13 protein-coding genes are annotated in these 13,293 nt (G+C 72.0%); 9 read left to right on the top strand and 4 right to left on the bottom strand.

All coding sequences use genetic code 11. The features are described from left to right. Positions 1 to 93: 93 nt before the first annotated feature. The 3 genes from AB0F81_RS03305 to AB0F81_RS03295 all read left to right on the top strand — a co-directional run bounded on the left by AB0F81_RS03305 (position 94) and on the right by AB0F81_RS03295 (position 2,590). Positions 94 to 1,065, top strand: a complete 972-nt coding sequence (locus tag AB0F81_RS03305) for a GntR family transcriptional regulator (RefSeq protein WP_360190152.1) — start codon at positions 94 to 96, stop codon at positions 1,063 to 1,065. A 43-nt stretch (positions 1,066 to 1,108) separates the two neighbouring features. Beyond that, positions 1,109 to 1,534: a DUF234 domain-containing protein gene (locus AB0F81_RS03300; protein ID WP_360190149.1), complete on the top strand. Its 426-nt coding sequence runs from the start codon at positions 1,109 to 1,111 to the stop codon at positions 1,532 to 1,534. A gap of 132 nt (positions 1,535 to 1,666) precedes the next feature. Further along, entirely contained in the window at positions 1,667 to 2,590 is a 924-nt protein-coding gene (locus tag AB0F81_RS03295; protein ID WP_360190146.1) for an aminoglycoside phosphotransferase family protein, read from the top strand. Here AB0F81_RS03295 and AB0F81_RS03290 read toward each other — a convergent pair. Continuing rightward, entirely contained in the window at positions 2,587 to 3,414 is an 828-nt protein-coding gene (locus tag AB0F81_RS03290; protein ID WP_360190143.1) for a peptidoglycan-binding protein, read from the bottom strand. The genes AB0F81_RS03295 and AB0F81_RS03290 overlap by 4 nt on opposite strands. A gap of 121 nt (positions 3,415 to 3,535) precedes the next feature. Here AB0F81_RS03290 and AB0F81_RS03285 point away from each other — a divergent pair, with 121 nt between their 5' ends. The 5 genes from AB0F81_RS03285 to AB0F81_RS03265 all read left to right on the top strand — a co-directional run bounded on the left by AB0F81_RS03285 (position 3,536) and on the right by AB0F81_RS03265 (position 8,630). Next, on the top strand, positions 3,536 to 4,615 hold the full coding sequence (locus AB0F81_RS03285) for a histidine kinase (RefSeq protein ID WP_360190140.1): 1,080 nt from the start codon (positions 3,536 to 3,538) through the stop codon (positions 4,613 to 4,615). Further along, entirely contained in the window at positions 4,612 to 5,286 is a 675-nt protein-coding gene (locus AB0F81_RS03280) for a response regulator transcription factor (protein WP_360190137.1), read from the top strand. Before AB0F81_RS03285 ends, AB0F81_RS03280 begins: the two co-directional genes overlap by 4 nt. Before the next feature lie 58 nt (positions 5,287 to 5,344). Beyond that, a complete protein-coding gene (locus tag AB0F81_RS03275) occupies positions 5,345 to 6,703 on the top strand; it encodes a prolyl oligopeptidase family serine peptidase (RefSeq protein WP_360190134.1) in 1,359 nt (452 codons plus the stop codon). 23 nt (positions 6,704 to 6,726) lie between these two features. Beyond that, positions 6,727 to 7,395 carry a hypothetical protein gene (locus tag AB0F81_RS03270; protein ID WP_360190131.1) on the top strand — a complete coding sequence of 223 codons (669 nt, stop codon included), beginning with the start codon at positions 6,727 to 6,729 and terminating at the stop codon, positions 7,393 to 7,395. Between the two features lie 116 nt (positions 7,396 to 7,511). Further along, entirely contained in the window at positions 7,512 to 8,630 is a 1,119-nt protein-coding gene (locus AB0F81_RS03265) for a hypothetical protein (protein ID WP_360190128.1), read from the top strand. Positions 8,631 to 8,807: 177 nt separating this feature from the next. Here the strand turns inward: AB0F81_RS03265 and AB0F81_RS03260 are convergent, their stop codons facing one another. From AB0F81_RS03260 to AB0F81_RS03250, 3 genes are all read right to left on the bottom strand, one after another. Beyond that, on the bottom strand, positions 8,808 to 9,896 hold the full coding sequence (locus tag AB0F81_RS03260) for a glycoside hydrolase family 19 protein (protein WP_360190125.1): 1,089 nt from the start codon (positions 9,894 to 9,896) through the stop codon (positions 8,808 to 8,810). A gap of 88 nt (positions 9,897 to 9,984) precedes the next feature. Then, positions 9,985 to 10,839 (bottom strand): sigma-70 family RNA polymerase sigma factor, encoded by an 855-nt coding sequence (locus AB0F81_RS03255; protein WP_360190122.1) that lies wholly within the window; start codon positions 10,837 to 10,839, stop codon positions 9,985 to 9,987. Then, on the bottom strand, positions 10,812 to 11,639 hold the full coding sequence (locus tag AB0F81_RS03250; RefSeq protein WP_360190119.1) for an alpha/beta hydrolase: 828 nt from the start codon (positions 11,637 to 11,639) through the stop codon (positions 10,812 to 10,814). Before AB0F81_RS03250 ends, AB0F81_RS03255 begins: the two co-directional genes overlap by 28 nt. An 86-nt stretch (positions 11,640 to 11,725) precedes the next feature. Between AB0F81_RS03250 and AB0F81_RS03245 the strand changes: the two genes are divergently transcribed. After that, entirely contained in the window at positions 11,726 to 13,000 is a 1,275-nt protein-coding gene (locus AB0F81_RS03245; protein WP_360190116.1) for an ROK family protein, read from the top strand. Positions 13,001 to 13,293 lie beyond the last annotated feature (293 nt).

Genomic DNA, 13,293 nt, shown 5'->3' with positions numbered 1-13,293 from the left:
TAGTGCACTAGTGCACCAGTGCACTACTTCGAAGCGCCGGCGGCACTGTTCTGCGAGGAAGGTGCACTAGTACATTCGGCGGTGAGGTTCGGGATGGGGGTCGCTGTGCCGACGGATGCGAATCGTGACTTATCGCCCTACGAGCGGGTGGTCGCCGAGATCCGCGCGCGCATCCGCTCCGGGCAGCTGCGCCAGGGCGACCGGGTGCCCTCGGCCCGGGAGATCATCCGGGAGTGGGGGGTGGCCATGGCCACCGCCACCAAGGTGCTGGCGGCGCTGCGCCAGGAGGGCCTGGTCGTGGCGGTGCGCGGGGTGGGAACCATCGTGCGGGGCACGCCCGGCCCGCCCCCGGAGCCACCCGTGCCGGCGGCGACGGACGAACGCCCACGGCCGGCCGAGGTGGCCGCCAGGTCCTCGCTGTCCAAAGAGGCCATCGTCCAGGCCGCGATCACCATCGCCGACGCCGAGGGCCTCGAAGGCCTGTCGATGCGCCGGGTCTCCACCAACCTCGGGGTGAGCACCATGGCCCTGTACCGCCACGTCGCCAGCAAGAGCGCACTGGTGACGGCGATGATCGACCAGATCTACGCGGAACACGCGCTGCCCGAGCCGCCACCCGCCGGCTGGCGCACCGCACTCGAGGTGGCGCTGCGGACCGAGTGGGAGATCTACCGCAAGCACCCGTGGGCCATCCGCTTGACGCCCCTGGCCGGGGCGGTCCAGGCCACCGCGCTCTTCCGGAACGCCGAGTGGACGATGGAGGTGATCACGGCCGAGGGCCGCTCCCCCGACGAGGCCATGGCGATCCTCACCTTCATCTCCTCCTACACCTCCGGCATGGCCCTCCAGGGCACCCGCGCGGTGGTCGAGGAGTACGAGATCGGCGTCGACGCCGAACAGTGGTGGCGCTCCCGGGAAGCGGAGTTCCTGCGGATCGCGGCGCAGGGCAAATACCCGCTCACCTTCAGCATCTCCGGCCCGCCCGACGTGCAGGCCATCTTCGAACTAGGCATGAAACACCTGTTGGACGGCCTCACGCCCTTGATCGAGGGCCGCCGAACTTGAGGTGGATTGCATCTACGTAGATGAGGCCTACGTAGGAGGCGCCGTGTTCGTCGCCGGCACGGCCGGTGGCCGCGGTGGGCCGGCTGGTTCCGGCACCCTCTCCCCCTGTTACGGCAGCTCACCGAAGGCAAGCATGAGCTCCGCCGACCATCCGCTGTCCACCAGCGGCGGGAAGCCCACCCTGTACCGGGTCGCCGACACCAGCCTCCGCCTCCATCTCGCCATCCTTCGCGACGTTCAGACATTGACCCAGCGGGGCCGGTCCGACGCCGGGTATGCCCTGTTCAAGAACCGGTGGACCAGCTGGCGGGGCCGCGCCGTCGAACCTCTCATCCGGACATCGCTGGAGCAGGCCACGGTCACCGGGGCGGTGCCCTGGCCGGAGGCTCAGGTCGTCGGCGGCTGGTGGAACAGACAGTTCAAGGAGATCGACCTGGTCGGCGCCGACCGCGGACCCGTCGCGGACTGATCGTGGTCAGCCGCTCCGGCACCGGGCTGCCGGCGGATGCGGTCGATATCGTGCGGGGACCGGATGACGTTGTGGCCGCCTGGCCGGTTTGAGTTTCGAGCCGGCGGTGAGCGGCCCTCTACGGTGGGCCCCATGGGTGGAGATCGGCTCACCGTGCCGGAGGCGTATGCCGCGTGGCGGGGGCAGATCGACGGGGAAGCCGGGCGGGAGTGGGTGCGGGCGCTGCCCGCGTTGGTCCGGCGCCTGGCCGGACGCTGGGGACTGTCGATCGACGACGCCGCGCCGCTGCACGGCGCGGTCAGCCTGGTTGTTCTGGTGCATCGGGGTACGCGGCCGCTCGTGCTGCGGGTGGCCTGGCCGGACGGGACGAACGCGCAGGAGGCGCTCGCGCTGCGGGCCTGGCGCGGGCGGGGTGTGGTCGAGCTCGTCGACGCCGACCCTGAGAGTGGGGCGCTGCTGCTGGAACGCCTCGACCACACCCGGACGCTGCACTCGCTGCCGGTGTGGGAGGCCGCCGAGATCGCGGGGGCGCTGATCCGCACGCTCGCCGTCGAGCCGCCGGACGGGCTCGTGACGCTGCGTGAGGTCGCGGACGGGATCCACGACGGGCTGGGGCGGCGGCAGCGGGCCCTCGGTGACCCGGTTCCGCCGGCCTGGGTGGAGCGGGCGGTCCACTGTGCGCGGGAGCTTCGCAGTGCCGGTGAGCAGCGAATGATCCACGCGGACCTGCACTACGGCAACGTCCTGGCCGGGACTCGCGAAACCTGGCTGGCCGTCGACCCCCGCCCGCTTCGTGGGGCGCCTGAGTACGCCGTACCGGAATTGATCTGGAACCGGGCCGACCAGCTGCGGAGCGCAAGCGACGTGCGGCGCCTGCTCGAGGTGATCGTGCGAGCCGGCAGGCTCGATGCCGAGATCGCGGTCGGCTGGGTGGTGACCCGGTGTGTCGACTATTGGCTGTGGGGTGTGCAGCGCGGGCTCACCATCGATCCGGCGCGGTGTGCTCGCGTGCTGAGCGCCCTGCTGGAGCAGGCGCCCGGCACGCGAGGAACCTAACGGTTGTACTTCTCCCACCAGGTGAAGGCGGTCCGGTAGGCCGAGGGTGTGTCGTCGGCGGCGTGGTTGGCCAGGCCGTTCTTGCCGACGTAGTAGTCGTGGATCTGGTTGGCGGCCGGCGTGGACAGGTCCGTGTCGGCGACCGCCACCGCGTGGATGTGGTAGGGCCAGTTGCCCTGCGACGGGGTGCGCAGCCAGGCGGCGAAGCCGACCGTGCGCAGCGCCCGCACCGTCTCCCAGCGCTGCGTGGCGGTCAGCGAGGTCACCGTGACGTCGACCGCTCCCCCGCCGTCGTGCGTGCCCGCCGACGTCGGGTCCGAGGTGCTGTAGGAGCCCTGGTCGAGAAGGATGCTCCAGGACAGCATGGCGTCGGCCGCCGCGAGCATGTCGCGGGTACGCGCGTTGACCCGCTCGCCGCCGTAACTGCTGGACCGGGTGCCGGTGGAGACCGGCCTGGTCACGGTGAACCGGCCGTCGCCGAGCTTGGTCAGCGAGGTGGGGCCGGGGAAACCGTTCGCGTCCAGGCCGGAGTAGCCGAGCGAGCGCTGCCAGGCGGCGTAGGCCGAGATCGTCGACGTGCCGTAGTGGCCGTCCACCGCGGAGGCCGCGAGCAGGCCTTTCGCGTTGAGGGCGCGTTCCACCTCGAGCACGTGGGCGGCCGCCCCGGAGGTGGTGCCGGTGCCGGACTTGGGCGGGTCGACCTGGGCGGCCACCAGGACCATTTCCATGTCGACGGCGGGCAGCGCGTGGGCCCGGCCGCCGGTGAGCGTCGCGCCGCCGGCCGCGGCGGCAGCAGCGAGCAGGGTTCGCCTGGTTATTGACATGCGACCGAGACAACCAGCTGTCGCGCCCCGATGGACAGGTGTCGAATCGGCCACCTAATGCTCCCCACTAGCCTGTGGATCCATGGGGGATGGGATCGATCGGTTGCGCCGGTTACCGCCGATGGCGGTCGATGTCGGGCTGGCGGTGGCCGCGCTGGTCGCCCAGCTCGCGCCGTTCGTCTCCAAGGAGCCGTGGGCCGGCGACTCCTGGCCGGTGGCGAGCTATCTGGTGGTCATCGGGGTGTCGCTGCCGGTCGTCTTCCGGCGCCGGGCCCCGTTCGCCATGCTGCTGCTCAGCGAGCTCGCGGCGGTCCTCTACGACGTGGTCGGCGAGGGACCCAGCCAGCCGCTCTGGTACGGCGCGCTGATCGCCATGTTCACCGTCGCCGCGCAGGCGCCGCGCTGGCAGCGGATCAGCGCCATCGTGATCATCGTGTGGGGCGCGTTCATCTTCACCGGCTCCCTGGAGACCGCCGCCCGCGGGGCGCTGCTCTGGACCGCGGCCTACGCGCTGGGCCGTTCCTGGGCGGCCCGGCAGGAGCAGGTGCGCATGCTGCAGGAGCGGGCCCTGCACCTGGAGCGGGAACGTGAGCTGGAGGCGGAGCGGGAGCGGTCCCGGATCGCCCGGGACATGCACGACATCCTCGCCCACGCGGTGAGCATCACGATCGCGCAGGCCGAGGCCGGGCCGGTGGTGATGCGGCAGGGGCCGGAGCGCACCGAGGCGGCGTTCGACGCGATCGCCACCGCCGGCCGCGACGCCATGGGGCAGCTGCGCCGGATCCTCGGTGTGCTCAACGCCGGCGGTGAGGCCGACCGGGCGCCGCAGCCGACGCTGGCCGAGATCCCGAAGCTGGTCGATCAGGTTTCCCGATCAGGTTCGGTCACGGTGGGACTGACAGTGTCCGGCAGTCCCGGTACGGTGAGCGCCGACGTCGAGGTCGCGGCGTACCGGATCGTGCAGGAGGCCCTGACCAACGTGGTGAAGCATGCGCGGGCGACAACGGCCACGGTGACGCTCGACTGGCGCGACCGGGAGCTGGCCGTCACGGTCACCGATGACGGCGCCGGCCCGAACGGCGGCACCGGTCACGGCCTTCGGGGGATCCGCGAGCGGGCGCTGAGCTGTGGCGGGTCCGCGTCCGCCGGCGCGGTTCCGGGCGGGCGGGGGTTCCAGGTCCAGGCCAGGCTGCCCCGATGAGCATCCGGATCGTGGTCGCCGACGACCAGGAGCTGGTCCGCTCCGCGTTCGCGATGATCCTCGACGCCGAGCCGGACATGGAGGTCGTGGCCGAGGCCGGCGACGGCGCCGAGGCGGTGGCCGCGGTGGCCGAGCACGCGCCGGACGTGCTGGTGCTGGACATCCGGATGCCGGGCATGGACGGCATCGAGGCCACCCGGCGGGTCAGCGACCAGCCGGTGCGGGTGCTCATGCTGACCACTTTCGACCAGGACGAGTACGTCTACGACGCGCTCCAGGCCGGCGCCAGCGGCTTCCTGCTCAAGGATGTGCGCCGCGCCGAGCTGGTGCACGCGGTCCGGGTCGTCGCCGCCGGCGAGTCGCTGCTCGCCCCGGCGGTCACCACTCGGCTGATCGAGACGGCGGTCCGCAAGCGCCGCCCGGCCGCCGCGGGGCAGTGGGAGGGTCTGGACCGGCTCACGCCGAGGGAGCGGGAGTCGCTGGAGCTGCTCGGGCGCGGGCTGACCAACGCGGAGATCGCGGCGGCCATGACGGTCAGCGAGCACACCGTGAAGACGCACGTCAGCAGCGTGCTCGCGAAGCTGGGGCTGCGGGACCGGGCGCAGGCGGTGGTGGCCGCGTACGAGTCGGGTCTGGTGGTGGCCGGGCAGTCGTCTCCCTCTGGAGAGTGAGTCCGAAACCGCTCTCGGCGGCGATGTCCGGGCCCATCGATCTCAGCATGATCGACGTGTGTCCAGATACCTGCTCCTCCTCGCCTCATTGATCACCGCGCTCGTGGTGGCCGGCAGCCCGGCGGCCGCCAGTTCCACCGGCCTGACCATGACCGAGGTCAGCATCCCGGTCTCCGGCGGGAAGACGCTGACCGGAACGGTCTACGCGCCACGCACCGCGGCCGGTCCGCTGCCGGGTCTGGTGCTGGTGCACGGCTCGGGCAACGGCAAGCGGGCCGGTCTCGCCGCCGAGGCGGCCGCTTTCGCCCAGCAGGGCATGGCGGTCCTGGCGTACGACAAGCGCCCGCTCGACCAGCCGGAATACTCGCTGCTGGCCGACGACGCGGTGGCCGCCGCCGGGGTGCTGCGCGCTCACCCGGGCGTAAACCCGGCCGCGGTCGGGCTCTGGGGCATCAGTGAGGGCGGCTGGGTCATGCCGATCGCCGCCGGACGGTCCCCCGAGATCGCCTTCCTGGTTCTGGCGTCCGCCCCGGCGCAGTCGCCGATCCGCGTACAGAACTGGAACATGCGCAACAAGCTGGCCGCCGCCGGCGTCGCCGGCGCGCTGACCGACACGCTGTCGGACCGGTTCTACCGGCTGGCGAACGACGCGAACCTGTTCGCCGAGGCCGACTACGACCCGCGACCCGCCCTGTCCGCGCTCACCCGGCCGGTCCTCGCGGTCTACGGGACGGACGACACCCAGGTGCCGCCCGCCGAGAGCATCGCCGAGCTGCGCCGCAGCGTCAGCGCGCCGCTGACCGTGCGCACCCTGCCGGGCGCCGGCCACACGCTGCGCGTCCTGGACGGGCACGGGATGTACACCGACCGGCTGTACCCCGGCTACGCGCAGCTCGTCGGCGAGTGGGTCCGGGCGACGGCCACCGGCACCGCACCGGCCGCGCACGCCGACCCGGCCCCCGCCCAGCAGGCGCTCAGCGCCGAGCTCACCCGCTCGCGCTGGTGGGAGTCGTGGCCCGCGCAGCTCACCGCACTCGGCGTGTTCCTGATCGGATTCCTCGCCTACCCGGTCGTCGCCGCGGTGCGCCGGCTGCGGCGGCGCACGGTCGCCGTCACCCGGCCGGCTCGGGTCCTCGCGGTGGCCGGCACGACCGCGGTGCTCGGCTTCGTCGCCTACTTCGTCACGGTCCTCGACGGTGCGAACTGGCGGGGCATCTCCCCCGGCCCGGCGATCGCCGGACGGCCGGTGATCTGGCTGGCCCTGCAGGCCGTGGCGCTGGTGACCGTGATCGCGGCCGTCATGACGGCGCACGCCTGGCGCACGGCCCGCGGCGACCGCCTGCGGCTCGGCTTCCTGCTCGCCGGCGGCGCGCTCTTCCTGCCCTGGGCCCTCTACTGGGGCCTGCTCCTTCCCTGAAGAAACCTCCGAAAGGATCGATCATGCGCAGAATCATGCTTGCCGGCCTCGCGGCCGCCGTCCTCCCGCTCGCCGCCTGCGACGAGCCACAGCAGAGCGAGACGCGATCGTACGAGGTCACCGAGTCGGTCACGGCCGCAGCGATCAACAGCTTCGGGGGTACGGTGACGGTCACCGCCGGTTCGGGCAGGGACGTCGTGGTGTTCGAGACGCTGCGGTACCGCGGCGCCAAGCCCGCCCCGGAGCACCGGCTCGAGGGCACGGATCTGACGTTCACCTCGGGGTGCCAGGGGCACCGGGGCGACTGCGGCGTCGACTACCGCATCGAGGTGCCGGCCACGGTGAACGTCACGGTGGACAGCGGCGGCGGCGCGGTCAGCCTCGACGGTCTGTCCGGCCGGCTCGACGTGTCGTCCGGTGGCGGCGCCGTCGACGCCGTCCGGGTCTCCGCGCCGGCCTTCACCGCCGCGACCGGTGGTGGCGCGGCGGACGTGGCGTTCACCGCGGCGCCCGCGACGGTGCGCATCGACAGTGGCGGCGGGGACGTGAAGGTCGGGCTTCCCGGCGGTTCCTACGCGACCGATGTGGACGCGGAGGGTGGCGAGGCGGCTGTCGGCGTGACTACGGATCCGGCAGCCGCGCACCGGATCGAGGTGCGGACCGGCGGCGGCAATGCTCGCCTCACCTCCTGACATTGGCGCTAGTCAATCGCCGTCAACAATGTTACAAACGTTGTGGGAGCGCTCCCAGAGGCGGAGCCGCACCGGCATGCGTGGGGAGAGAACACATGGGTCGATGGCGGCGTTTCGTGACGATCGTGGGAGCGGCGGTGCTCGCCCTGGGCGCGACAGCCGGCCCGGCCTCGGCCGCGCCCGGCGACAACGCCCGGATCACCACCGGATACGAGCACACCTGCACGATCCCCACCGACGGCACACTGTGGTGCTGGGGCGGCAACTTCAGCGGCGCGATCGGTGACGGCACCACCACCAACCGGACCGCCCCGGTGCGCATCGGCAACGCCACGAACTGGGCGAGCGTCGACGCCGGCACCCTCTACAACTGCGCGGTCCGCACCGACGGCACCCTGTGGTGCTGGGGCAGCAACCACAACGGCCAGCTCGGCGACGGCACCACCACGACCCGCAACGCTCCGGTGCGCGTCGGCGACGCCACCACGTGGGCCAGCGTCAGCGCCGGCGACAGCCACACCTGCGCCACCCGGACCGACGGCACGCTCTGGTGCTGGGGCTTCAACCGCTTCGGGCAGCTCGGCATCGACTCGGCGCCCTACTACACGACCGCTCCCGTGCGAGTCGGCACCGCGACGAACTGGGCCGGCGTCACCACCGGCTTCGCACACACCTGCGCCACCCGGACCGACGGCACCCTGTGGTGCTGGGGCGACAGCCGGACCGGGCAGCTCGGCCTCGGCATCCTCAGCTACCGGACCACGCCGGCGCAGGTCGGCACCGAGACCACCTGGACCGACGTGACCGCCGGATACCTGTTCACCTGCGGGGTCCGGGCCGCCGGAACGCTGTGGTGCTGGGGCGACAACGGTTACGGCCAGCTCGGCATGAGCGGCGGCTATCAGACCGTACCGACCCAGGTGGGCGCGGCCACCACGTGGTCGGGCGTGAACGTCGGCGACATCTCGGCGTGCGCGTCCCGCACCGACGGCAGCCTGTGGTGCTGGGGCAACAACATGGCGGGCCAGCTGGGCGACGGGACGACCACCACCCGCAACACGCCGACCCGGGTGGGCGACGCGAGCACGTGGACGGGCAACGTCGCCGTCAGCTACCACGGGTGCTCACTGCGCGCCGATGAGAGCCTCTGGTGCTGGGGCAACAACGGCAGCGGCCAGCTCGGCGACGGCACGACCACCCAGCGGCCGACGCCGGCGCGGGTCGCCCTGGCCTGATCAAACGACGGGGTACGGCCGTCCAGCCGCACCCACATTCCCGCCATGGGCGACGGCCCGCACGGCTCGGCCGTCGCTCATGCAGGGAACCGGGTCCGCAATACAGCCGTGAGCGACGGCCGGCAGCGCCGGCCGTCGCTCACGCAGGTCAACAGGGCCGCGATCGCCCGGGTCGTGTCAGCAGGAGAGGTTGCCGCCGGGTGCGACGCCCAGGATGCTGGTGAACCGCTGGTAGGCGTTGATCCGGCTCTGCACCTGGGCCGGGTTGCCGCCGTTGCACTCGAGCGACCCGTTGATGCTGCGGATCGTCTCGCCGAAGCCGCGGCTGTTGACCATGGCGTCGTGCGGGGTCATCGTGCCCGGCCCGCGCTGCGTCATCCAGTACCAGACGGCGGTCTGGTAGGCGACCGACGACTCGTTCTTGACCCGGTCCGGGTTGTTCAGCAGGTCGATGCCGAGCGCGTCACCGGCCGCCTTGTAGTTGAAGTTCCAGCTCAGCTGGATCGGCCCGCGACCGTGGTAGGCGCTCTGCCCGGCCGGGCACCCGTACGGCTGGCTGCGGTCGCAGTAGAGCGGCCAGTTCGCCTGGTTGATCTCCTCGACGTAGACCAGGCCGCCGGACTCGTGGTTGATGTTCGCCAGGAAGGCCGCCGCCTCCTGCTTGCGGACGGTGTCGCTGCCGGTCTTCGTGAACGCCGGGTACTTCTTGATCGCGTCGATCAGCCCGGCGTACGAGTAGAACGGGATCCGGTTCGGGAACATCTGGTTGAACTGCGCCTCGCTGACCGGGAAGCCGCCGGAGCCGGCAGGGGGCGGGGTGGTCGTGCCCCCACCACCGGTGCAGGAGTACGGCGCCCAGTACCAGGTGCTGATGACCGGGTCGTATCCCGGGTTCTCGTGCGTCGCCCGGTAGTACTGGCCGTTGGTGTAGCGCACGATCGAGCCGGCCGCGTAGAACTGGCCGGCGACCCAGTTCGGGTGGTTGCAGGTGGGCGTGGTGGTGCCGCCACCACCGCAGGCGCCGTTGTCGGCCCACACGCCGGAGCCGCCGGTGCTGGGCGTCTCGCCCTGGGTCCACCACTTGGCGGTCCAGTTCCGGCCGTTGTGCGAGGCACGCATGCCACCGGTGTAGACCGTCGAGCTGCTGTAGGCGGCGGCGCAGGCCTCGGCCGCGTTCGACGCCGTCATGGGCAGGATCGCCGCGGCCGCTCCGGCGACGGCGACACTGACGACGGCCAGGATCGACAATAACCGTTTTTTGGGCATGGTTCACCTTCCGTGCGCCGGGGGACGCACTGGTGCGAGGGGGACGGGAGTGCATCGACTCAACTAGATGCCGCCCGGCGAAGTCAAGCTATCTGTTAAGAAAGTTTTCCGCTAGCTTCGGATCGCCGAAGAGCGTGATCGCCACGATCCCGTCCTCGGCCACGGTCAGCACCGCCACCCCGAACGGCTCGCCGCGGAACCACGCCACCACCGCGGGCTGGCCGTTCGCCTCGATCGCCACCATCCGCCACTGCCTCGCGACACCCATCGACGGCACCGCGAACGCCAGGCACGACTCACGCCCGGCGTACGTGGTCCCCGAACCGACCGGCTCGATGGCCGCGTCCGCCCGCAGCACCTCGCGGAAGGCGTCGGCGTCGGACGCCTCCCACGCCGCCATGTATTCGGCGAGCAACTGCTGAGCCCGCGGCGAGGCGGCGTCCAGCACGTCGTCGCGGTCCGGCGCCACCTCGGCGAGCCGGGCCCGGGCCCGCTGCAGGGCGCTCTTGACCGCCGGCACCGACATGCCCAGCGTCTCGCCGGTCTCGGCCGCCGAGAACGCCAGCACCTCCCGCAACAGCAGCACGGCACGCTGCCGCGGGGCGAGATGCCGCAAGCCGGCCACGAAGGCGAGCCGCACACTCTCCCGTTCAGTGACCAGATCGGCCGGGTCCGTCGGGAACGGTTCGACGACGAAAGGTGTCTCCCGCCCGCGGCTCGCGATCACGGTGAGGCAGACGTTCGTGGTGATCCGGTAGAGCCAGGCGCGCACCGACGACCGGCCCTCGAAGGTGTGCCAGCCGCGCAGCGCCCGCACGTACGCGTCCTGCACGACGTCCTCGGCCTCGTGATAGGCGCCGAGCATCCGGTAGGCGTGGGCGAACAGCCCCCGGCGCTCGGCCTCGAACGCCTCGGTCAGAGCCCCAGCTGCGGGCGCACCCATGCGGCCAACCTCCCGATCGCCTCGTCGGCGACCGGTGCCCGCCCGGCGGCCATCTGGAACGTGTGCAGCTGCCCGTCGAAGACGTCCAGCCGGGCGCCGGTCAGCTTCGCCAGCCGCTCGCTGTCGCCCCGGCCGCTCTCGTCGCCGCCGCACTGCACGTAGACCGGCGGCAGCCCGGACAGGTCGGCGTGGAAGGCGTTCACCTCCGGGTCCAGGCCGCTCACCCCCTCGGGCAGGTACTGATCGATCAGACCCTGCACCATCGGCCGGGTGAAGAAAAGGTCGGTGGCGGCGCTCTGCTCGTACGATGTCGCGGTTTGTGCCGGGTCCATGTCGATCCAGGGCGAGAGCAGCAGCAGCGCGGCCGCGCCGCGCTCGCGGAGCGCGACCTGGACGGCCAGGCCGCCGCCGCAGGAATCGCCGGTCAGCGCCACCGTTTCGGTGCGGGCCACCACCCATCGGTACGCGGTGAGCGCGTCCTCGATCTGCGCCGGGTAACGGAACTCGGGCGTGTGCCGGTAGGTGGCGAGCAGCACCCGGACGCCGGCCGCCTTGGCGAGGTGCCCGTACATCTTGCGGTGGGTGTAGAGCGAGCCGCCCACGAAGCCGCCGCCGTGCAAGGCGACGATGACCCGGTCGGGGTCGGCGCCGTGCGGGCTCAGCCACATCGCCGGCACGCCGTCCGCCGACACCTCCAGGTAGTCGAGGCCGCGCGGCTCGGCCGTCACGTCACCCCACTGGTCGTCCGGTCCGAAGTCGCCGGCGGCCCAGCGGGCGTACATCTGCTTCATCGCATCCATGCCCGTACCGACCGCCGGCAGGCCCGAAAGGAATCGGTCGGGTGGGCTTCTGCATGCAATCGGAAGAAGTTGGCTAGTATTCGGCAATGGTTCGAATGGTGCCGCCGGGGAAGACCGCCGAGCGACTGGACGGTCTGGCGGCCGTCGTGGACGCGATCCGTTCCGGCGGCGGAGTGACGCAACCGCAGCTGGTGCAGCAGATCGGCCTGGGCCGCAGCGTGGTGTCGCAGCGGGTCGCCGAACTGGAGGCCGCCGGCCTGGTCGCCGCGGCGGGCCTCGGGCCCTCCACCGGGGGCCGGGCGCCGCGCAGGTTGCGCCTGCGGGCCGAGGCCGGCCTGGTCGCCGGTGTGGCGTGCGGCGCCACCGGCATGGCGGTGGGCATCGCGGATCTGAACGGAAGGATCCTGGCCCGCGCGGAGGAACCGACGGATGTCGCGGACGGTCCGGAGGCGGTGCTGTCACACAGCGAGAACGTGATCGACCGGTTGCTCGAGAAGCTGCCCGACCCGCCGCCGCTGTGGGGCATCGGGGTCGGGGTGCCCGGCCCGGTGGAGTTCGCGACCGGCTTCCCGGTGTCCCCGCCGATCATGCCGGGGTGGGACGGTTATCCGATCCGCCGGCGACTGTCCCGCCGCTACGCGGCGCCGGTCTGGGTGGACAACGACGTGAACCTGCTCGCCCTGGGCGAGCTGCGGTCGGACCCGCGCTACGCGGCGGTCGACGACATGCTGTTCGTCAAGATCGGCACGGGCATCGGCGCGGGACTGATCTCCGGCCGGCGCCTGCACCGGGGCACGAACGGCTGCGCCGGCGACATCGGGCACATCGCGGTGGCGCAGGCCGAGCAGGTCGTCTGCCGGTGCGGGAACGTGGGATGCCTGGAGGCGGTCGCCGGCGGCCCCGCGTTGGCCCGCGACGCACGCCGTCTGGCCGAACGCGGGGAAGGCCCGCAACTGACCGCGATCCTGGCGGCGCAGGGTGACATCACCGCGGCCGATGTCACCGCGGCGGCCGACCGTGGCGATCCGGCCGCCCGGGCCCTGCTGGCAGGCGCCGGGCGGCTCGTCGGCGACACCCTCGCCACCCTGGTCAGCTTCTACAATCCCGGCCTGGTGGTACTCGGCGGCGGCGTCGCCCAGGCCGGCGACTATGTGCTCGCCGCGATCCGGGAGTCGGTGTATCGCCGGAGCCTGCCACTGGCGACGCGGACGCTGCGGATCGAGCTGTCCGGTCTCGCGGAGACGAGCGGCCTGGCCGGCGCCGTGCATCTGGTTCTCGACGAGCTGTTCACACCGGAACGGATGTCCGCGTGGCTGCCGTTCTCGTCACCGGCGGGCCGGCCGGAACTGGTCGGCGCCTGATCCACTCGCTTCATCGGGGCATTCCGTGTGCCGGGCCGGCCTGACGCCGCCCGGCACTTCCCGCTGCGCCGATCACGCGCGGACGTGCGCAAACCCTCCACAGGGCACCCGCTCACGTCCCCGGTCATCGCCCAGGATTATGCCTGGCATCAGCGGTCTTTAGCCTTGAATCGATTGACTTCTTCCGCTTGTCTGCAGAAGCTGGTGACAGCCGTCACGGCGGTGTCACATCCCTGAAACGGAGTGTGGCTTCAGCGGCCGGTCCTCACGCCGCCCACTAAGTCCGTCACGAA

The sequence above is a fragment of the Actinoplanes sp. NPDC024001 genome, from assembly GCF_040638955.1.
Lineage (GTDB): Bacteria > Actinomycetota > Actinomycetes > Mycobacteriales > Micromonosporaceae > Actinoplanes.
The sequence above is the reverse complement of the archived record's forward strand: the minus strand, read 5'-3'. Positions and strand labels throughout refer to the sequence as shown.